This window comes from Candidatus Allofournierella excrementavium (assembly GCF_048526665.1).
Lineage (GTDB): Bacteria > Bacillota > Clostridia > Oscillospirales > Ruminococcaceae > Allofournierella_A > Allofournierella_A excrementavium.
Genome location: NZ_DBGFPE010000009.1, coordinates 1 through 20,749 on the forward strand (window position 1 = coordinate 1; position 20,749 = coordinate 20,749).

Here is a 20,749-nt window from a genome sequence, read left to right on the forward strand (position 1 = left end):
TTCCTTGTTTTTTGTGCACCCCGGAACAGCAAAAGCCCCGTCTGGCGCAAACCAGATGGGGCTTTTGCTGAGGTTTATTTTTGAGATTCTTTTTCCCCGGGTGCCGGCAGCTGCTCCGGCAGGTCGATGTCCTCCAGTTCCCGCGCGCTTTCTGCCTGCACCCGCAGGCATTTATCCCCCAGGGCGCAAAGCACCGCCCGTCCGCCGGAATCGCCTTTCAGGGCCCGCAGGTCTTGCGCCAGCGACGCGGAGAAAAGGGTGGGGCTGCCCACCTTTTCGCCAAAGCAGAGGGTGGCCCCGCGGGTGGGCGGCGCGGCCTTTTCCAGCAGGGCCGCCACGCTGGCGGCGGTGAGGTACGGCTGGTCCGCCACCGCGAAGAGCAGATAATCGCCCTCGGCCAGCGGCTCCAATGCGTCCAGCGCCGCCTTGATGGTGAAGGAAAGGCCCTGCTCACTGAGCGGGCTCTCCACCGCCCTGGCCCCGGCGGCGCGGGCCGCCGCCAGAATTTCCGGCGTGCGGCTGACCACCGTCACGTCGGCAGCCGGGCGCATCTTTGCCGCCGCCAGCAGGGCGGCGAGGCCGTGGGCGTAGAGGGGTTTGCCGTTCAGCGGGCGCAGCAGCTTGTTGGAGCCGAAGCGGCGGGCGCTGCCCGCCGCCAGCAAAATCAGATGTTCAGCCATTTTTCTTCATGCCCAGCAGCACCTTTTCCGGGGTGATGGGCAGACTGCGGTGCCACGCGCCGGTGGCCCGGTAGACGGCATGGGCGATGGCCGGCGAGGGGGTGTTGATGACGATCTCGCCGATGGACTTTGCGCCGAAGGGGCCGCTGGGCTCGTAGCCGGCCTCGAAGGTCACGTCCAGCTTGCCCATGTCCAGTCGGGTGGGAATTTTGTACTGCATAAACGAGTTTTCCGCCAGATGGCCGGTCTCATTGTAGGTGATGCTCTCGAACAGGGCCATGCCGATGCCCTGCACAAGGCCGCCCTCGGTCTGCACCCGGGCGAGGTTCGGGTTGATGGGGGTGCCGCAGTCCACCACGGCGGTGTAGTCCAGCACCTTCACGCCGCCGGTCTTGGTGTCCACCTCCGCCTCGGCCATGCCCGCCATGAAGGGAGGCGGCGAGGTGGGCGAAGAGTGGGAGCAGGTGACCTGCAGGGTGGGGCCGCTGCCGCACATGGCACGGCCCGCCACGTCGGTGATGCTCACCTCGCCCTTGCCGTCCAGCCGGCGCACGGAGCGGCCGGCGAACTCCACCGCTTCGGGGGCGCAGTCCAGCATTTCGGCCGCCAGGGCGCAGATGCGTCTTTTGAGCTGGGCGCAGGCCTTTTCCACCGCCTTGCCGGTGACGTAGGTGGTGGAGGAGGCGTAGGAGCCGGAGTCGTAGGGGGAGGCGTCGGTGTCCGCGCCGAAGACGGCGATGTTGTCCACGTCGCAGTCCAGGCAGTCGGCGGCAATTTGCGCCAGGATGGTGTCGCAGCCGGTGCCCATGTCCGCCGCGCCGATGGTGAGGTTATAGCAGCCCTCGTCCCCCAGCTTGATGGTGGCGCTGCCCACGTCCACCCCGGAGATGCCGGAGCCCTGCATGGCGATGGCCACGCCGGCGGCGCGCACCCTGCCGTCGCCCATGTCCCGCACGGGGTACTTTTCCGCCCAGCCGAACCGCTCGGCGCATTGGGCAAGGCACCGGTCCAGGGCGCAGGCGGAGGCCGGCTCGTTATAGTAGGCGGGCATGGTCTGGCCCTCCCGCACGATGTTCTTCATCCGCAGTTCCACCGGGTCCAGCCCCAGCCGCTCGGCCAGCTCGTTCACCGCGCTTTCCACGGCGAAGATGCCTTGCGTTGCGCCGTAGCCCCGGTAGGCCCCGGAGGACTGGTGGTTGGTGTAGACCACGTCCCAGGCGAAGCGGAAGGCCTCCAGATTGCCGGTGTAAAGGGGGATGGACTTGTGGCCGGAGAGGCCCACGGTGGTGGGGCCGTGCTCGCCGTAGGCCCCGGTGTCGGACAGGGTGTACACATCCAGGGCTCGGATGACGCCCTCTTTGGTCGCGCCCAGGCGCACCTTCACCTCCATGGGGTGGCGGGGGCTGGAGGCGATGAGGCTCTCTTCCCGGGAGTAGATCATCCGGGCGGCGCGGCCGGTCTTCCAGGTGACGAAGGCGGGGTACACTTCCGCCACCACCGTCTGCTTTGCGCCGAAGCCGCCGCCGATGCGGGGCTTTTCCACGTGAATTTTGGATTTGGGGATGTCCAGGGCGTTGGCCAGGATGCGCCGCACATGGAACACGATCTGGGTGGAGGACACCACATGCAGCCGCCCGTAGGCGTCCAGCTCGGTGTAGGTGCGGAAGGTCTCCATCATGGCCTGGTTGCAGGCCTGGGTGTTATAGGTATGCTCCACCACCACATCGCAGTCCGCCAGCACCTGCTCCACGTCACCGTCGGCATCCGCGCCGGAGGCGCAGAGGTTACGGCGGTTATCCGCCCCCACGGGGCAGAGGGCCTTCCAGCTCTCCTCCGGGTGCACCAGCACCGGGCCGTCCAGCGCTTCGTGAACGTCCAGCACCGCGGGCAGCACCTGATACTTCACCTTGATGCGCTTCAGGGCCTGCCGGGCGGCCTCCTCGGTCTCGGCGGCCACGATGGCCACCGCGTCCCCCACAAAGCGGACGTGTTTATCCAGAATGAGCCGGTCATAAGGCGAAGGCTCGGGCCAGGTCTGGCCCGCCATGGTGAACCGCTTTTGGGGCACGTCCTGCCAAGTGTAGACGGCCACCACCCCCGGCGTGCGCAGGGCGGCGGCGGGGTCGATGGACTCGATGAGGGCGTTGGCGTGGGGGCTGCGCAGCACCTTGACCACAAGGCAGTCCGCCGGGGTCACGTCCTCGGTGTAGACGGGCTTGCCCAGCAGGAGGGCCATGGCGTCCTTTTTGCGCACGGGCGCGCCCACGGCGCGGCGTTCGGCTTCACTCACGGCCCTCACCCCCTTTGCGGCTGTTCAAAAAGGCGCGGATGCCCCGCAGCTGCCCCTCGTAGCCGGAGCAGCGGCAGAGGTTGCCCGCCAGGAAGGACCGGATGTCGTCGTCGGTGGGGTCGGGGTCCTCCCGCAGCAGGGCGATGGTGTTCATCACGAAGCCGGGGTTGCAGAAGCCGCACTGCTCCGCGCCCTGGGCGGCGATGAACTCGGCGAAGGGGCGGGCCTCCTCCTGCAAACCTTCCAGGGTGTCCACCCGGCGGCCGTCGGCCCGCGCCGCCAGCACCGAGCAGGAGAGCACCGGCGCGCCGTCCAAAAGGACGGTGCACAGGCCGCAGTTGGAGGTCTCACAGCCCCGCTTGACGCTGAGGCACCCTTTTTCCCGCACAAGGTCAATGAGCAGGGTGTCGGGCCGCACGGCGGCGGTGACCGGCCGGCCGTTCAAAACAAAATTTATCTCCATGGCTCACTTCTCCTCCAGTTTCAGCGCCACGCGGCGCACCAGCGCCCGGCAGACTTCTCTGCGGTACTCCGCCGAGCCCCGGGTGTTGGAGCCGAACACTGCCCGCCGGGCAACGTCCTCGGCAAAGGCGGCAGCGCTTTCCTCATTCACGCCGCCCGCCAGCAGCCCTGCCTCGTCGTCAAAGCGGGCCGCCCGGGCGGGGCGGGCCCCCACGGCGCAGGCCACCTTGCCCTCCCGGCGCACCACTGCGCAGGTGAGGACGGGGAAATCGGTGGCGGAATTGCGCTGGGAGAGGTACGCCGCTTCCAGCTTGCCGCCGGGGATGAAGATATGGGTCAGAATGTCCTTGCGGATGCCGGAGGCGGCAAAGTCTTTCAGGCTCATCCGCCCGGCTTCGGCCAGCTCAACGCGAGCGTCCAGCGCCAGCAGCAGAGTGAGCGGGTCGGAGAAGCCGAACCGCCCGAAAACGCTGCCGCCGATGGTGGCGAGGTTCCGGAACTGCACGCCCACGATGTGTTTGACGCTCTCGGCCATGGCCCCGCCGGTGAAGGCGGCAAGGCCTTCGTGGGTCTCCAGCTGCCGCAGGGTCACCATGGCCCCGATGCGCCAGCCCTCCTCCGTCTCCTCGATGGCGTCAAGGCCCAGACCGGAGAGATCCACGACGGTGTCCACATTTTTATCCTGCAGTTTCAGCCAGAGCATGCCCCCCAGGGCCGTGTTGCTCTTTTTCGCCCGAAGCAGGCCCAGAGCCTCCTCCACGGTGGCGGGCCGGGCGTAGTTTTTGATGGTCAGCGCAGCGTTTCCTCCCTGTGACGATTTTTCAGTTTCATTGTAGCACAACCTCCGGCCGCAAAAAAGCCCCCGGCTTTTGGCCGAGGGCTGTAAAAAACATTTTTACGCCTCTTTTTCCTTGGGCAGCAGCAGGTTCATCACGATGGCCACGAAGGCGGCGGGCACAATGCCGGAGCCGCCGAACACCAGCTGCACCCACTGGGGCAGGCCCACCAGCACGGCGCTGTTCGCGCCGAGGCCGTAGCCCAGGCCCAGAGCCACCGCCACGATGGACATGCTGCGGGGGGTGAGGGGCTTGCTGGTGATGAGCTGGATGCCGCTCATCACGATGGAGGAGAACATGATGACCGCCGCGCCGCCCAGCACGCTCTGGGGCATGATGGACACCAGCGCCGCCAGCTTGGGCAGCAGGCCGCAGAGCACCAGGAACACCGCGCCGCAGGCCAGGGCCATGCGGTTGACGATGCGGGTCATGGTGACAAGGCCCACGTTCTGGCTGAAGGAGGTGTTGGGCAGCACGCCGAAGAGCGCCGCGAAGGAGGAGCCCAGGCCGTCGCAGATGACGCCGCCGGAAAGCTCCGTGTCGGTGGCCTCCCGGCCCATGCCGCCCTCGGTGACGCCGGAGATGTCGCCCACTGTCTCCACGGCGGTGACGATGAACATCACCATCACCGGCAGGATGGCCCGCAGGTCAAACACCGGCTTCACCGGCATCAGCTGGGGCACGGCGAACCAGTCGGCCTGGAGCACTTTATCCCAGTTGAGCACCCAGGCCTTGGTGTACTCCACGCCATCGGCGGTCACGCCGGTGGTGGGCAGCACCAGACCCAGCACCCCGCAGATGACGTAGCCGCAGATGATGCCGATGAGGATGCAGGAAGAGCTGGCCATGCCCTTGGCCCCGTGCTTGAGGGCCAGCACGATGACCATGACCGCAAGGCCGATGAGCAGGTTTTCCAGCGAGCCGTAGTCCGCGGCGGAGGTGCCGCCGCCGAAGGAGCCCACGCCCACGCTGATGAGGGACAGGCCGATGGACAGCACCACCGTGCCGGTGACCACCGCGGGGAAGAAGCGGCGCAGGGGCTTGAGGAACGCGCCCAGCACCGTCTCGAACAGACCGCCCAGGATGGACGCGCCCATGATGGCCGCGTAGGCGGCCACGCCGCCGCCCATCACGTTGACCACGCTCTGGAACACGCCGATGAAGCCGGAGCTGGTGCCCATGATGATGGGCACCTTGCCGCCCACGGGGCCCACGGCGTACAGCTGCACCAGGGTGACGATGCCCGCCACCAGCATGGCGTTCTGCAGCAGGCTCACCTGGATGGCGGCAAAGTCCGCCCCGCCGCCCAGGGCGGCGCAGAGATTGGTGATGATGAGGATGGGGGTCAGGTTGCCCACGAACATGGCCAGCACATGCTGCAGGCCCAGAGGGATGGCCTGGGCCAGGGGCAGCCGGCCTTCAAAATCATAGGGGGTGACGTACTGTTTTGTCTTTTCCATCGTGCTCCTCCTCGCTGTTTTCAAAGCGAACAAAACAATTATACCGCCCGTTCACAAAAAAAACACATTTTCCGTGAGCGGGCGGCAAAAATCTCCCTTTTATTCAATTGTGCAGAGCAAATGCCCCGTCTCCTTGTCCTCTTTGACTCGGATGCCGGGGTAGAGAAGGCCCAGCGCCCGCTCCGTCTGCGGGGCCGTGCAGGCCCTTGGCTCGAGGCGCTCCACGATGCGGCCCTCCTTCAAAAGCAGCACCGGGCTGCAATAGCGCAGGGCCAGCGCCGGGTCGTGGAGCACCGCCGCGGCGCACCGCCCGCCCCGGGCCAGCTGTTCGCCCAGCAGGCGGAACAGCCGGTGGGTGTTGGAAAAATCCAGCGCGCTGCCCGGCTCGTCCAGCAGCAGCACCGGGGCGCTCTGCACCATGGCCCGGGCCAGATGCACCAGCTGCCGCTGGCCCTGGCTGAGGGCGGCGCAGTCGGCGTTCAAAAGTTCTTCCAGCCCGAAGGCCCGGGCCGCCTCGGCCACCGCCGCCTTCGCCCCCGGGTCGGCCCGCAGCGGCCCGCCCCAGGCATAGCGGCCCATCTCCAGAGCTTCTTCCACCCGCACGCCGGGCAGGAGGGGTATCTGCTGGCGCACCAGCGCCAGCCGCCTCGCCCGCTGCTTTGCCGCAAGAGGCAGGCAGTCCTGCCCCTTCACCAGCACCTGGCCGGAAGTTTTGCGCACCCCGCCGGCCATGGCGTTCAGCAGGGTGGATTTGCCCGCGCCGTTGGGGCCGAGGATGGCCGCCAGCTGGCCCTCCTTGATTTCAAAAGAGACGTTTCGCACCACCGGCGTTTGGTAGCCGGCACAGAGGTCCTTCACTTCAAGCGTCGTCCTCACCTCCCCTTCCCTGGCGCACCAGCAGCACCAGCAGCACCGGCACCGCCGCCGCCACCGTGAAGATGCTGAGGGGCAGGTTGAGCAGACGCGCGGGCAGGTCCGCCGCCAGCAGCACCGCCGCGCCGCAAAGGCCGCAGAGGGCGAGATAGGGCCCGCCCCGCCGCCCGCCCAGGAAGAAGGCGATGTGGGGGGCGATGAGGCCCACAAAGGCCACCGCGCCGCACACCGACACCACCGCCGCCACCATCAGGGTGGTGAGGCTGAGCACCAAAGCCCGCCAGAGGGCCGGGTCAAGCCCCAAGCCGCGGGCGGTGCTCTCCCCCAGGCTGAGCATCAAAATGGGCTTTCGCACCAGCCACAGCAAAAAGGCGCACCCCGCCGCCAGCAGGGCGGGCAGGGCGATCTTTTCCGCCGTGACGGCGGAAAGGCTGCCCATGGTCCAGCTTTCGATGGCCCCCAGCTGGCCCTCCGGGTCCGCCAGGGTCTTGAGCACCATCAGCCCCGCCTCGGCCAGGGAGGACACGATGACCCCCGCCAGCAGGTAGCTGCCGGTGCGGGCGAGGCGCGCCGCGCTCACCAGCCCCAGCACCGCCGCCAGGGCGGCCATGCCGAAGGCGAAGGAGAACAGCGTCACCGAGAGCCGCCCGCCCGCGCCCAGCACGATGGCCGCCGCCGCGCCGAGGCTCGCCCCGCTGGACACGCCGGTGAGGTCCGGGGAGGCCAGGGGGTTCGCGAACACCGTTTGATACACGCCGCCCGCCATGCCCAGCGCCCAGCCCCCCGCGAGGCCCATCAGGGTGCGGGGCAGGCGCAGCTGCCAGAACACCCGGGCGGAAAGGCCGCCGGGGTCCCGCAGAATTTCAGAAAAAGAAAGGGGAAAGCTGCCGGTGAGCAGCCCCGCGGCGGCCAGCGCGGCCACCGCCAGAAGGCATCCGGCCAGGGCGGCACGGGTGCGGGTGCTGTTCATGGCGCTCTCCCCTTTCAGTCTATTTTACGGGAAATTTACTTGGTGATGAGGCTCTCGTCCACGGCAAAGCCGTAGAAGGCCTGGTAGAAGCCTGCCGCGTCGGCCACGAACTCCTCAAAGGGATACTCCTCCGGGTGCAGCACGCTGGTCAGCCACAGGCAGCCCAGGATGCCGGAGGGGATGGGCGAATCCCACTCCTCGAGACCCGCGGGCATCTGGTACACAGCGCCGTTCTCCACGGCGGGCACGCCTGCCAGCTGGCTGTCCGCCAGCACGTCGGCGGCGGTGTACTCCGCGCCGGAGGGCACCACGATGACTTTGGGGGCCATGGCCAGGATGTCCTCATAGGACACTTCGGTCCAGTAATCCCCTTCCAGAGAGGCGGCGGCATTCACACCGCCGGCGGTCTCCACCAGATAGTTCTGGTACATGCCGGCGGGAGCGCAGCTCATGTAGCTGGAATTGGAGGCCATGTAGACGGTGGGCTTGTCCGCCCCTTCGGTGAGGGAGGCCATGCGCTCCAGCTGCTCGTCGTAGTAGCCGGTGAGGGCCGCGGCGGCGTCCTCCGCGCCCAGGGCCTTGCCCAGCAGCTCGATCATCTCCACCAGCGCCTCGTGGCTCTCAGGGGCCACCACCAGCGCGGGGATGCTCAAGCTCGCCAGGGTGTCGGCATAGTCGGTGAGGGCGGCGGGCAGGATGACCAGATCCGGCTCCAGGGCGGCCACGGCCTCCACGTCCATCTCCTTCATGGTGCCCACGCCGGGCTTTTCGATGAGCTCGGGGGCGGCCATCTGATAGAGGGAACGGGTGTCGGCCTTCTTTTCCAGGCCCACGATGGCGTCCGCCTTGCCCAGGGCCAGCACCGCGTAGGTGCTGATGTAGTAGCCGCTGACCACCGTCCCGGCGGGGGCGGCCAGCTCCACGGTGCGGCCCGCCTGGTCGGTGAGGGTCAGGCCCTCGGCCTCGCCGGCGGGCTCGCCGGCGGGCTGGGAGGCCGGCGCGGAGGCAGAGGCGGAACCGCTGCCGGACGCGGGCGCGGCGGCACAGCCGGCACAGCCCAGGGCCAGGGTCAGCGCCAGGGCCAGAGAGGTCAGGCGCAGAAACAGTTTCTTTTTCACGTTCATCCACTCCTTGTTGCGTGCGCGCCCGACGAGCGCTGCCCGCCGGCGTTCCGCTCCGCCGGGGCGGATGCAAAACAGTCGGCCATTCTTTTTAAGTATAGCGTGTCCGGCCGCCGTGCGCAATGCGCGGCGGCTTTTCTTTGATTTTATCCAAATTTCACCCTTGCACGATTGAGGCCCGGACGGGAATATAGTACAATCAGGCTGTATCCACCGGCACCGTGCCGGAAAAAAAGGAGCGAGGCCTCATGTTCACCGTCTATCACTTTGTCTGGCTGGCCATCTGCGCCGCCCTCATCGCCGGGGCGCTGGCCTTTTTGAAAAAGCGCCGCCCGCCGCTCAAAAACGTGCTCAGCGTCTGCTGCGTGCTGTGCGTCGCCTCGGAACTGGTGAAGGACCTGAGCGTCATCAAAATGGTCCCCTCCGCCGACGGCTCCATGCTGCTGCCCTACATGGAGATGCAGCATCTGCCCTTCCACCTTTGCAGCATCCAGATCCTGCTCATCTTCTTCGTGCGCTTCGCCCGGCCGGGCAAAGCGCGCACCACGGTGCTGGCCTTCATGTACCCCACCGCCCTCATCGGCGCGGCGCTGGCGCTGGCCATGCCCTCCATCTTTTCCTCCACCATCGAGGTGAGCCAGGCCTTCACCCATCCCCTGGCCTATCAGTTCTTCCTCTATCACTCCATGCTGGTGGTGCTGGGGGCCTACATCCCCCTTTGCGGCGAGGTGGAGCTGCGCCCGAAGCACTATTTCTCCACGCTGGGCATCCTGGGGGCGATGGCCATGGCCTCGCTCTATCTCAACTCCATGTTCGCCGCCGCCACCTATGTGGACGGCGAGCTCATCAGCGTGGAATACGCCACCAACTTCTTTTTCACCTACACCCCGCCCCTGCCCATCCCGCTGAACAGCGTGGGCCAGTGGCTGGCCTATCTCGCCGTCATCTGCCTGCTGGCGGCGGCGCTCATCGGCCTGTGCTATCTGCCGGTGCTGCGCAAAGCGCGCAAAAAGGCCGCCGCGGGGCGGTGAGCCCTCACGACGGCCAGCGCTGCCCCTGGGGCAGGCCCCAGACCTGCACCGTTTCCAAAAGGGGCGAGAGGGAGATGTCCCGGGGGGTGACCGGCCAGCCGCCATACCCGTCGATGTCCCAGCCGAAGGCGGCGCAGGCGCACCACACCAGATGGGCGCACTGGGTGGCGGGCGGGCCGGTGCTCTCCCCCAGCCATGCAAGGCCGGAAAAAAGCCCGTAGGGCAGGCCCACCAGATTTTCCCGCGCCCAGTCGGCCATCCGGGCCCGGCGCTCTTCGCTCACCCCTTTGAGGCGCAGCACCGCTACGGCGGCCTTGTCCTGCCAGGTGGAAAGGCTGCTCAGCTGGCTGGGGCAGCCCAGGCTGTAGGCCTCCAGCACCAGGCCCTCCTGCGCGTCCACCACCAGCGCCGCGTGGCCGTTGCGCCAGCCGCCGCACCGGCTGGAGGGGGTGAGCAGGATGTCCCCCTTTTCCAGCGGGGCGAATTCAAAGTCTTTTTCGGTGACCTCCAGCCGCACCACCGCCGCTCCCTTCACCGTTTTCCAGGCGCAGGGGGCAAAGTACCGGGCCTGAAAGTCCTCCAGTTCCCCGCCCCGGCCCTCTTCCAGCAGCGCGTCCACCGCCGGGGCCCCGAGGCCCGTCTGGGCGAAGAGCAGCCGGTAGTCGGCCTTTCCCTCCTCGGCCCGCTCCACCACGCCCGTCAGGTCCACCATGGGATAGTCCGGCGAGGCGTGGGCGAAGCGGGGCGCGCGGCCCACCCACACCGCCGCCGCTGCCGCCAGACCCAGGGCCAAAACGGATGCCGCCAGCCTCTTTTTCATGCCGCCGCCCCCCTTTTCTGCTGATAGCATACCGCCCCGGCGGCGAAAAAATGCGGCGGGCCTTGACAGGAAGCGGCGAAAGGGGTACACTGATTCCACAAAAGCTGTGAAAAAGAGCAGTACGCCGGCAAACGGCGGCCCAGCGAGCGGGGGACGGTGCGAGCCCCGCCCGGCGCCCGGCGGAAGGAACACTTTGGAGCTGCACGTCCCAACCCGTTTTGAAAACGGCAGTAGGGCGCGACGTGGGCGGCGCGTTAAGCCGCGACGCTTAATTTTGAGCGGAAAAGGGGCCGTGAAAACGGCAAGTTAGGTGGCACCGCGGATCCGGCAGCGATTCGTCCTAATGAAAGGGACGAACCAGGCTGCCGGTCTTTTTTTACCGTTTCACCGCAAAGCAAACGGGAACACACCTTAATAAAAAGGAGAGGGAACAATGGAACGCATCATCATCAAGAACCTGCTTTCCTGCCCCCCTGCCGACGGCACCGTGGTGACCGTTTGCGGCTGGGCAAAGACCGTGCGGGACTCCAAAAACATCGGCTTCATCGAGCTGAGCGACGGCTCCTGCTTCAAAAACCTGCAGGTGGTGTTCGAGGCCGCCAAGCTGGCCAACTACAAGGACGTGGCCAAGGCGGGCGTGGGCACCAGCATGCGGGTGGTGGGCCGCGTGGTGCTGACCCCCGGCGCGAAGCAACCCCTGGAAGTGAACGCCGACAGCGTGGAGCTGCTGGGCAGCTGCCCGCCGGAGTATCCGCTGCAGAAAAAACGCCACACCGTGGAATTCCTGCGCACCATGCCCCATCTGCGCCCCCGCACCAACACCTTCGCGGCGGCCTTCCGGGTGCGCAGCACCGCGGCCTGGGCCATCCACCGCTTCTTCCAGGAGCAGGGCTTCGTCTACGTGCACACCCCCCTCATCACCGGCTCTGACTGCGAGGGCGCGGGCGAGATGTTCCGGGTGACCACCCTGGACCTGAACGACCTGCCCCGCACCGAGGACGGCAAGGTGGACAGCTCCAAGGACTTCTTCGGCCGGCCCACCAACCTGACGGTCTCGGGCCAGTTGGAGGGCGAGGCCATGGCCATGGCCTTCGGCAACATCTACACCTTCGGCCCCACCTTCCGGGCGGAGAACTCCAACACCCCGCGCCACGCGGCGGAGTTCTGGATGATCGAGCCGGAGATGGCCTTCGCGGACCTTGGCGACTACATGGACAACGCCGAGGCGATGGTGAAGTACGTCATCGGCTATGTGCTGGAAAAGTGCCCCGACGAGCTGGCCTTCTTCAACCAGTTCTTCGACAAGGGCCTCTTGGAGCGGCTGAACGCCCTGGTGAAGGCCGACTTCGCCCGGGTGAGCTACACCGAGGCGGTGGAGATCCTGGAAAAGCACAACGACCAGTTCCAGTACAAGGTGGAGTGGGGCACCGACCTGCAGACCGAGCACGAGCGGTTCCTCACCGAGAAGGTGTACGGCAAGCCGGTGTTCGTGACCGACTACCCCGCCGCCATCAAGAGCTTCTACATGCGGGCCAACGACGACGGCCGCACCGTGGCCGCCGCCGACATGCTGGTGCCCGGCGTGGGCGAGCTGGTGGGCGGCAGCCAGCGTGAGGAGCGGCTGGACCTGCTGCTGGCCAAGATGGAGCAGCTGGGCATGCACATGGAGGACTACCAGCAGTATCTGGACCTGCGGCGCTTCGGCAGCGTGCAGCACGCGGGCTACGGCCTGGGGTTCGAGCGGCTCATCATGTACCTCACCGGCATCCCCAACATCCGGGACGTCATCCCCTACCCCCGCACCGCCGGCGGCTTCTGAGCAAAAACAAGAGCGGCCCTGCATTTTGCAGGGCCGCTCTTTTGTTTTGTTTTTTACTGCGCCACGGGAGTGATGGAGGCGATGGCGTCCACAAAGAACTGGCCCCAGTCGCCGGTCATGTCGGTGAAGGTGAAGGTATAGGCCCGGTCAGCGTTGATGCCCATCATCGTCTGGCCCATGACCACGTCGTTCAGCACCACGGTGTAGTCGATGCGGTAGTAGGGGCACACATCCCCCAGCTTGCCGGTCTCAAACACCGGGTTCAGCACTTCGACCTCCAAGCCCATCTGCTGCATGCTCTCCTCCAGCAGGGAAACAAGGTCCTCCTGCTTCACGTCGCTGGCCAGGGAGCCGTCGTTTTCGTAGATCACCAGGTTGATGCTGGAGCCGTCCGCCGCCTGGAACATGGCGCTCACGCCCTCGGGGGGTTCCTCCAGCTGGGCAAATTCCTCGGGCACGTCGAACTGCAGGGTATAAGCGGTGTAGTCCGCCTCTGCGGGCTCGGAGGCGGACTCTGAGGCGGGTTCCGAGCCGGGCTGGGAAGCCGGCTCCGAGGCAGGCTGCGAAGCCGAAGCGGGCTGGGATGCAGGCGCGGACCCGGAGGCAGGCGCGCTGCCGCAGGCGGCCAGCGCGAGGGCCAGCGTCACTGCGCAAACACCAAGAATTGCCTTTTTCATGATATTTCCCTCTTCCTTTTGCGCCCGGCCCGTCAGCCGGGCTTTTTTCATTATACTCCCCCGCGTGCCCCTGTACAGGCCGCGCGCCGCCTTTTACAGACGGTATTTCTTTTTCAGCTGCTGCAAAAACTCTTCCAGCTCCCGCGCGGCGGCGGGCGGCAGGTCTTTTATGTATAAAAAGGCCGCGCCCTGGCGCTCCTGCGGCTTCTGCCTGTCCGTAAGGCCCATCAGATAATCCATCGATACTTCAAACCGCCTTGCAAACAAAATTTTTGTCTCGTCGTCCGGGTCGGCAAGGCCCCGCTCCCAGCCGGACACGGTGTTCAGCGAAACGTGCAGCTGCTGCGCGAACTGGCGTTGGGTCAGCCCGGCGTCCTTTCGCAGCTCTGCCAAACGATCTCCGCGCATGGTTTCGTCTCTCCCTTCTCTCCCCCGCGGCATGCCGCGCACACTGTTTTTGTGTTCACTTCCTAAAAAACATAACATTATTTTGTTTTTATACTTGAAATACACATTATAACTGTGTATAATTTTGCTTGACACACATGATTATTGTGTGCTTGTATCAAACAAAAACTGCAAAAACGGGAGGAACTTATGAAACGGAAGCTTCTGACGCTGGCGCTGTGTGCGGCGCTGGCGCTCTGCGCGCTGCCCATGGCGGCGTTCGCGGAGGGAAAAGACCTGAATGACTCCGGCGCATGGATCACCGATCGCACCGAGCCGGAAAACTTCGCCGTGGAAAACGGCAGGATCAGCTTCGGCGTTGCCGAGCAGCCCGGGGCCGACAGCTGGTACGGCTGGCAGGGCCGCAAGGCCTACACCGAGGCCGGCCCCTCTTCCTACTGGAAGGTGAGCTACACCATGGACGTGACCGAGACCATGACCTCCACCGACAAGGTGAACGCCTCCGTCTGGGTCCAGGTGGACAAGGAGGGCGGCAATGGCGCCGCCAGCCAGCAGGACACCGTGGACTGGGCCATCGTTCAGTTCATCAACGACGGCGGCGCCAAGTGGCAGGCCTGGAACTCCACGGGCAGCGGCTCCTGGGCCGACCTTGCGGGCGTGAGCGCCGCGCCGGGCAGCTACACCATCGAGGTGGAGTTTTTCAACGGCACCCTCACCCAGTATGTCAACGGCGCGAAGGTCAACAGCTATACCCTGAGCGAGACCAAGACCGCCCCCGCCGCCCTCATCGCCCAGGGCCGCTCCTACGGCGCGGCCTTTGAGGTGAGCCTGGGCGTGCCCGCCGTCGCCACCACCGCCAGCGCCCTCACCGCCAACAGTGCCGAGGAGCTGCAGGCCGCGGTGAACGCCGTGGCCGACGGCGGCACCGTCACCCTGGGGGCGGACATCTCCCTGGCCGCCCCGGTGCAGGTGCCCGCGGGCAAGACCGTCATCGTGAACGGCGGCGGCCACGGCATCGCCCTGACCGCGGCGGGCGCGGCCTTCAACGAGTCCGCCAGCGTGGAGGGCCTCAAGGCCGGCACCAGCCTGACCGTGAACAACGTCAGCTTCACCGGCCACACCGCCGGCCAGGCGGACCACGCGGTGGTGGTGGGCAGCCAGGGCGGCGTAAACGTGGCGCTGAACGGCTGCTCCTTCACCAACATGTATGACGCTGTGTACTGCAACCAGGTCACCGACGCCGCGGCCCCGGTCAGCACCGTGACCATCAGCGGCTGCACCTTCAGCAACGTGGCCCACAGCTACGGCGTGGACGACGGCGCCACCGCCGGCGCCCGGGTGGACAAGCACGCCTTTGCCCTGAGCGGCAACACCGGCGAGCCCGCCCCTGAGACCTTTGCCGTGGCGGAAGTGGACGGCGTGGGCTACACCAGCCTGGAAGCCGCCGTGGCCGCCGCCGCGTCCTCGGCCTCCAAGACCGTGACCCTGCGCTGCGACGTGGCGCTGGACAAGATGCTCACCATCGACGCCGACGGTCTGGTGCTTGACCTGAACGGCAAGACCATCACCGCCTCGGACGCCTTCCAGTCCAGCTATCCCAACGACAGCCACCTCATCAACATCGGCAGCGAGACCGCCACCGTGACCGGCGTCACCGTGAAGAACGGCACCGTCAGGACCACCGCCGCCAACAAGCATGCGGTGAACGTCTACAAGAGCGCCCAGGTCACCCTGAAAGACCTGACCCTGGACCACACCACCGCCTCCACCGGCGCGCCGCTGGTGGTGAACTCCTCCTCCGTGAAGGTGGAAGGCAAGCTGGACCTGAAGCTGGGCTCCAAGTCCTGGTACGGCATCAACGTGGACGGCAAATACGGCGCCGCCGGCCTGGACTTTGCCGCCGGCTCCGCCGTGACCATGACCGGCCGGGAGGGCCTGCCGGTCATCACCACCGGCAACAACGGCTCGGTGACCGGCGCTGAGGCCGCCGGCCTGCAGGACAACGGCGACGGCACCTTCGGCTTCAAGCCCGCGCCCGAGTCCCCCGACGAGCCCTCCGGCAACGGCGGCTCCGCCCCTGCCGCCACCCCGGCCCCCGCACCGGTGCTGGACTCCACCCCCAAGACCGGGGCCGTGAGTCTGTCGCTGCTGCCCCTGGCGGGCTTCGGCTTTGCCGCCCTGGGCACCGTGAGCCGCAAGCGCCGCTGATGCGGCCCCCGGCCTGAATTCTTTGACCCGAGAGGGGCCGCCCGCCGGGCGGCCCCTCTTTCCATTTTCCCGTTTTTCACCCTGCAAAGGAGCGTTTTCATGGGTTTCGATCTCTCCAGGCTCAAAAGCCTTCTTTCCCGCCGCCTGCCGCTGGTGTGCTTTGCCGCGGCGCTGCTGCTGTTCCTTGTGTTTGGCGGCCTGCTGCTGCGCCAGGCCCTGGGCGGCGGCCAGCCCGAACCGCCCTCCCTGCCCGCCTCCTCCGCCTCTTTCCCCGCCGCCTCCGCCGCCTCCGCCGACCCCTGGGCGCTGAACGAGGAAGGCATCCTGAACGCCTACGCCCCCTACTACGAGCAGAACCCGGACATGATCGGCTGGCTCTCCATCGAGGGCACCGTCATCGACTACCCGGTGGTGCGCACCCCCGGCGACAACGAAAAATACCTGCGCCTGGGCTTTGACGGCGCCTACGCCACCGGCGGCACCCTGTTCCTGGACGAGCGGTGCGACCCCGGCGTGGAAAAGGTCACCGCCAACCAGATGATCTACGGCCACGACATGCACGACGGCACCATGTTCGGCAAGCTGCACCTTTATGCCGGCGAGGACTACGGCAAAGAGCACTCCCTCATCCGCTTCGACACCCTGCATGAGGTGGGGGAATACCAGCTTCTGGCCGCCTTTTACACCCAGGTCTACTACACCACCGACACCTGCTTCAAGTACTACCAGTTCTTCGACGCGGAAAACGAAGAGGAATTCAACGATTATGTGGAGAACGTGAAGGCGCTGGCGGAGTACGACACCGGGGTGAGCGCCGAGTTCGGCGACACCCTGCTCACCCTCTCCACCTGCTCCGACCACGTGGAAAACGGGCGGTTCGTGGTGGTGGCCAAAAAAGTGAACTGATGCCTGCGCAAGAAATCGGGCGGAACGCCAGCGCAAGAAAATACAAATTTTACCAAAAACCGCCCTTTTTCCAGCTTTTACTTGCAAAGAAATCCATCCGGTGTTACTTTATATACTAGATATTATACTAGGGTAGTTATCTGCAAAAAAGCCCCCGCGGGCGGAAAGGAGGGACCGCGCAACATGAAAGAAAAAGCCCTGTCGCTTTTGCTGGCTCTGGCCATGGCGCTGGCGGTCCTGCCCCTCTCTGCCTCGGCGGACGATGCGGCACAGGCGCCGGACGCCCGCGCCCGCTCCTGCGAGCGGGAAGAGAACGCGGCGGTGCGCAGCGCCGCCACCGGCCAGGACTTCGCGGACCTGGCCAGCGCCGCGGCGCAGGCCGCCGAGGGCGACACCCTCGTGCTGCAAAGCGACCTGCTTTTGTATGAGCCTCTGGTGCTGGAAAAAACCATCACCATCGACGGCGGCGGCCACGCCATTTACGGCACCGGCCTGCCCGCCGGCAGCGAGGCGGGCATCCAGGTGAAGGACGGCGCTGTCACCCTGAAAAACATGACCCTGACGGATTTCAGCTCCGCCAGCGTGGACTCGGTGGTCCGCATCGACAGCGGCTCCACCGGCGCGGTGCTGGTGGCCGACGGGCTGACCGTGCTGGACTTCTCCCGGGAGGCCTTCACCTTCAAGGCGGGCGCCTTTGAGGTGCGCAATTCCGTCATCGACTGCCGCGCGGACCGCTTTTCCGGCAGCTGGCTGACGAAGGGATTTCAGATCGGCTCCGGCGACGACCCGGTGACCGGCCGGATCGAGAACACCACCATTTACAACGACGCCTCTCTGGGCGGCTGGTCCGCCTTCTCCGTCGAAATCGGCAGCAACGCGGACGTCACCATGAAGGGCGGCCTCATCAGCGGTGGCGCCAACGGCATCCTGGTGGACACCTACTGGGCCGGAAACGGCGGCGACACCACGCTGGTGGTGGACGGCACCGTCATCGACTGCTTCGGCTACGCCCTGTCCACCTACGGCGGGGAGGACCCGTCCGTTTGCACCACCGTGACCATCGAGGACGGCCGCTTCATTGGCACCATCGCCCATTTCTCCCCCCTGGAAGGGGACAGTCTGGTCATCCGGGGCGGCAGCTTCGCCGCCGATGTGAGCGAATTTCTGGCCCCCGGCCTGATCCTGGTGCAGGGCGGGGACGGCATGTACACCGTGCAGTCCCGGACCCCGGCGGCCATGGTGGACGGCCGGGAATATTACAGCCTGGATGAGGCGCTGGCCGCCCTGCCCTCTGCCGCCGACAAGACCGTCACCCTGCTGGCGGACGCGAAACTGGAGCGGATGCTGGACCTGAACGTGGAGGGCATGACCCTGGACCTGAACGGCCGCACGGTCAGCGCCGCCGCCGGCTTCTCCTCTGACGACGAGCGGGCGGGCGCGCATCTCATCAACATCAGCGCCGACGATGTGACGCTGAAAAACGGCGTGGTGAAGACCGGCGCCGCCAACCGCCACGGGGTGAATCTCTACCAGGTGAGCGGCGCGGTGCTGCAGGACCTGACCCTGGACCACACCGACTCCGCCGCCGGCGCGCCGCTGACGGTGAACGCCTCGGCGGTGACGGTGAAGGGCGGGCTTGCCCTGATGACCGGCCCCGCCTCCTGGTACGGCATCGGCCTTGATCCGGGCGGCAAAAGCGCCGCCCTCACCTTTGCCGAAAACGCCGCCGTCACCATGACCGGCGAGAGCACCGCCGGGCTGGACGTCATCCGGCTGGACGGCGACAGAACGCTCATCACCGTTGCGGGCGCGGAGGAAGCCGGGCTGGTGCGCACCGGCGAAAACAGCTACGGCTTCGCCCCCGCTCCCACGCCCACCCCCTCTGCGACCCCCGCGCCTTCCGCGAGCCCTGCGCCTTCTCCCACGCCCAGCCCCTCGGCGACGGCAACGCCCCGGCCGGACACGGCCCCGGCCCCCTCGGCAAGCTCCGCGCCCGCGCCCGAAACAGCGGCAACGCCCCAGCCCACCGGCGCACCCCAACCCACGGCGGCTCCCGGCCCGGTGACCGCCTCGGTGGAGGCCCAGGTGGAGGACGGCAAGGCCGTGGCCCAGGTGGACCGGAAAGCCTTTGCCAGCGCGGTGAGCCGGGCGATCGCCCGGGCCGTGGAAGGCGAAGGCCCCGCCGTGACCCTGGAACTGGAGGCGGAAGGAGCCAGCGCCCTGGAGGTGAGCATGCCCTCCGGCCCGCTGGCCGAACTGGCGGCCCAGGAGGGCGCCAGCCTCACGGTGGCCAGCCCGGTGGCGGACGTCACCTTTGATTCCGCCGCCCTCAGCTCCATCGCGCAGCAGGCCGGCGAAGACCTGGTGCTGGCGGTGAGCCCGGTGGAAGGCGGCTCCATGAACAAGGCCCAGGCCGAGACCGCCGGCGACTTTGCGGTGACCGAACTGACCCTGGAAAGCGAGGGCGCGGCCATCTCCGATTTCAGCGGCGGCTGCGCCAGCGTCACCCTGCCCCACGACCTGGACTTCGGCCTCAACCCGGACTGCGTGGTGGTCTGGTATCTGGACGAAGAGGGCGGCGTGACCCCCTGCGACACCCTCTACAACGCGGCCACCGACGAGGTGACCTTCTCCACCGGCCACTTCTCCAAATACGTCGTCGCCTACGACGAATCCCTGCTGCCCGAAACGCCCCAGCGCCCCTCCTGCTCGCTGCCCGAGGACAAGACCCTTCGGCTCATGCCCTTCATCACCCTGGCCGGGGTGGCGGTGGTGGTGCTGGTGTTCCTTTCGCTGCTGGTGCAGCTGCTGCTCACCGGCCGCAGGGACAAATGGCGCCGCTGACCCCTTTTACTTATCATCATCGATCCTTATTTTACATATGTGCGGCGGCCTGCCCGGGTTTTCGGGCGGGCCGCTGTTTTTGTTTTTTCGGGCAGGGCGCGGAGATTTTTGTCTTTCTTTGGGCATTTTTTCGGAATGGTTACAGCAAAATGACAGCCTTCGGGGCACTTCTGCGTCAATTTGCACAAGAATTTTTCCTTTGGCGCTTGCATACTGATGAAAATGACTTGAACGCCTTGAAAACCGCCGCCGGGCAAGCTATAATAAACTTGCTTGGAAACGTTTCCGGCAACGTTTTTTTGCAGTGATAACGCCGGGGGAAGCGAGGGCGAGCCGGTTTGACCATCAAGGACATTGCCCGGGAAAGCGGCTACGCCATCAGCACCGTCTCCCGGGCGCTGAACGACCACCCGGACGTGAGCGAAGAGGCCAAGCGCCGCATCGCCGCCATCGTGGCGGCAAAGGGCTTTGTGCCCAACTCCAACGCCCGGCAGCTCAAGCGCCAGCAGGCCAAAAGCGTGGCCTTCATCGTGCGCGGCACCTCCAACCTGTTCTTTGCGGACATGCTGGTGGAGCTGCAGCGGCTGGTGGGCGAAGCGGGCTATGAGGGCGTTGTGGAGTATGTGGGCGAGACCGCCGACGAGGTGGCCGCCGCCCAGCGGGTGTGCCGGGAGCTGAAGCCCCGGGGCATCATCTTCCTGGGAGGCGACAGCCGCAACTTCCGCAAGGGGTTCGACAAGATCGACCTGCCCTGTGTGCTGGCCACCACCGTGAGCGACGAACTGCGGTTCGAGAATCTCTCCATGGTGGGCGTGGACGACAAGGCCGCCGGCAGAGCGGCCATCGACTATCTGGTGGAGCGGGGCCACCGGGACATCCTGGTACTGGGCACCGACCCCGAGCGCTCCAGCCCCGGCAAGATGCGCCTGGAGGGCGCGCGCCAGAGCTTTGAGGAGCACGGCATCCCCTTTGACCCGTCCCGCTTTTTGCAGGCGGAGTTCAGCATGGCGGGCGGCTACGCCGCCATGAAGGCCTTTCTGGAGACGGGCGGCCGGGTGAGCGCGGTGTTCGCCATGAGCGACGTGACCGCCATCGGCGCGGTGCGGGCCATCCTGGACGCGGGCCTCACGGTGCCGGGAGACATCTCGGTGCTGGGCTTCGACGGCATCCCCATGGCCCGGTTCTACAACCCCCAGCTGGCCACCATGCGCCAGCCCGCCGCCGAGATCGCGGGCCAGAGCGTGAAGCTGCTTTTGCGCTGCATCGAAAAGCGCCAGCCGGCGCGCACGGTGCTCCTGCAGGCGGCGCCCGCCCCGGGCGGCTCGGTGAGAGCCATCTGATTTT

Annotated in this window: 18 protein-coding genes and 1 other annotated feature; of the genes, 7 read left to right on the forward strand and 11 right to left on the reverse strand. The window is 66.5% G+C overall.

Going from position 1 to position 20,749, the window contains the following annotated elements; genetic code table 11:
* Window positions 1-74 precede the first annotated feature (74 nt).
* From ACMI1Q_RS03105 to ACMI1Q_RS03140, 8 genes are all read right to left on the reverse strand, one after another.
* Entirely contained in the window at window positions 75-680 is a 606-nt protein-coding gene (locus ACMI1Q_RS03105; protein ID WP_419502767.1) for a nucleotidyltransferase family protein, read from the reverse strand.
* Complete coding sequence (locus ACMI1Q_RS03110; RefSeq protein WP_419502805.1) at window positions 673-2,916, reverse strand: xanthine dehydrogenase family protein molybdopterin-binding subunit; 2,244 nt, start codon at window positions 2,914-2,916, stop codon at window positions 673-675. Before ACMI1Q_RS03110 ends, ACMI1Q_RS03105 begins: the two co-directional genes overlap by 8 nt.
* 46 nt (window positions 2,917-2,962) lie before the next feature.
* Window positions 2,963-3,433: a (2Fe-2S)-binding protein gene (locus ACMI1Q_RS03115; RefSeq protein WP_419502768.1), complete on the reverse strand. Its 471-nt coding sequence runs from the start codon at window positions 3,431-3,433 to the stop codon at window positions 2,963-2,965.
* Between the two features lie 3 nt (window positions 3,434-3,436).
* Complete coding sequence (locus tag ACMI1Q_RS03120; RefSeq protein ID WP_419502769.1) at window positions 3,437-4,273, reverse strand: FAD binding domain-containing protein; 837 nt, start codon at window positions 4,271-4,273, stop codon at window positions 3,437-3,439.
* 54 nt (window positions 4,274-4,327) lie between these two features.
* Window positions 4,328-5,728: a uracil-xanthine permease family protein gene (locus ACMI1Q_RS03125; RefSeq protein ID WP_419502770.1), complete on the reverse strand. Its 1,401-nt coding sequence runs from the start codon at window positions 5,726-5,728 to the stop codon at window positions 4,328-4,330.
* Window positions 5,729-5,827: 99 nt separating this feature from the next.
* A complete protein-coding gene (locus tag ACMI1Q_RS03130; RefSeq protein ID WP_419502771.1) occupies window positions 5,828-6,604 on the reverse strand; it encodes an ABC transporter ATP-binding protein in 777 nt (258 codons plus the stop codon).
* Window positions 6,588-7,571: a FecCD family ABC transporter permease gene (locus tag ACMI1Q_RS03135; protein WP_419502772.1), complete on the reverse strand. Its 984-nt coding sequence runs from the start codon at window positions 7,569-7,571 to the stop codon at window positions 6,588-6,590. The genes ACMI1Q_RS03130 and ACMI1Q_RS03135 overlap by 17 nt, the downstream gene beginning before the upstream one ends.
* 35 nt (window positions 7,572-7,606) lie before the next feature.
* Window positions 7,607-8,689, reverse strand: coding sequence for an ABC transporter substrate-binding protein (locus tag ACMI1Q_RS03140; protein ID WP_419502773.1), 1,083 nt, complete (start codon window positions 8,687-8,689; stop codon window positions 7,607-7,609).
* A gap of 251 nt (window positions 8,690-8,940) precedes the next feature.
* Here ACMI1Q_RS03140 and ACMI1Q_RS03145 point away from each other — a divergent pair, with 251 nt between their 5' ends.
* A complete protein-coding gene (locus ACMI1Q_RS03145; RefSeq protein ID WP_419502774.1) occupies window positions 8,941-9,723 on the forward strand; it encodes a hypothetical protein in 783 nt (260 codons plus the stop codon).
* 4 nt (window positions 9,724-9,727) lie between these two features.
* Here the strand turns inward: ACMI1Q_RS03145 and ACMI1Q_RS03150 are convergent, their stop codons facing one another.
* A complete protein-coding gene (locus ACMI1Q_RS03150) occupies window positions 9,728-10,543 on the reverse strand; it encodes a hypothetical protein (RefSeq protein WP_419502775.1) in 816 nt (271 codons plus the stop codon).
* 97 nt (window positions 10,544-10,640) lie between these two features.
* Window positions 10,641-10,889, forward strand: a binding site (T-box leader).
* A gap of 87 nt (window positions 10,890-10,976) precedes the next feature.
* Between ACMI1Q_RS03150 and asnS the strand changes: the two genes are divergently transcribed.
* Complete coding sequence (gene asnS, locus ACMI1Q_RS03155; RefSeq protein ID WP_177522469.1) at window positions 10,977-12,362, forward strand: asparagine--tRNA ligase; 1,386 nt, start codon at window positions 10,977-10,979, stop codon at window positions 12,360-12,362.
* Between the two features lie 53 nt (window positions 12,363-12,415).
* Here the strand turns inward: asnS and ACMI1Q_RS03160 are convergent, their stop codons facing one another.
* Together ACMI1Q_RS03160 and ACMI1Q_RS03165 are read right to left on the reverse strand one after the other, a co-directional pair.
* On the reverse strand, window positions 12,416-13,039 hold the full coding sequence (locus ACMI1Q_RS03160) for a hypothetical protein (RefSeq protein WP_419502776.1): 624 nt from the start codon (window positions 13,037-13,039) through the stop codon (window positions 12,416-12,418).
* A gap of 93 nt (window positions 13,040-13,132) precedes the next feature.
* Entirely contained in the window at window positions 13,133-13,447 is a 315-nt protein-coding gene (locus ACMI1Q_RS03165) for a helix-turn-helix domain-containing protein (protein ID WP_417025596.1), read from the reverse strand.
* A 189-nt stretch (window positions 13,448-13,636) separates the two neighbouring features.
* On the opposite strand from ACMI1Q_RS03165, the gene ACMI1Q_RS03170 reads away from it, so the two are divergent.
* From ACMI1Q_RS03170 to ACMI1Q_RS03190, 5 genes are all read left to right on the forward strand, one after another.
* Window positions 13,637-15,655, forward strand: a complete 2,019-nt coding sequence (locus ACMI1Q_RS03170; protein WP_419502777.1) for a hypothetical protein — start codon at window positions 13,637-13,639, stop codon at window positions 15,653-15,655.
* Between the two features lie 99 nt (window positions 15,656-15,754).
* Window positions 15,755-16,561 (forward strand): class B sortase, encoded by an 807-nt coding sequence (locus ACMI1Q_RS03175; protein WP_419502778.1) that lies wholly within the window; start codon window positions 15,755-15,757, stop codon window positions 16,559-16,561.
* 183 nt (window positions 16,562-16,744) lie between these two features.
* Complete coding sequence (locus ACMI1Q_RS03180; protein ID WP_419502779.1) at window positions 16,745-19,405, forward strand: hypothetical protein; 2,661 nt, start codon at window positions 16,745-16,747, stop codon at window positions 19,403-19,405.
* A complete protein-coding gene (locus ACMI1Q_RS03185; protein WP_419502780.1) occupies window positions 19,393-19,713 on the forward strand; it encodes a hypothetical protein in 321 nt (106 codons plus the stop codon). Before ACMI1Q_RS03180 ends, ACMI1Q_RS03185 begins: the two co-directional genes overlap by 13 nt.
* A gap of 30 nt (window positions 19,714-19,743) precedes the next feature.
* The gene (locus ACMI1Q_RS03190) at window positions 19,744-20,745 is read left to right on the forward strand and encodes a LacI family DNA-binding transcriptional regulator (protein ID WP_419502781.1); all 1,002 of its coding nucleotides are present in this window, start codon (window positions 19,744-19,746) and stop codon (window positions 20,743-20,745) included.
* Window positions 20,746-20,749: the final 4 nt, after the last annotated feature.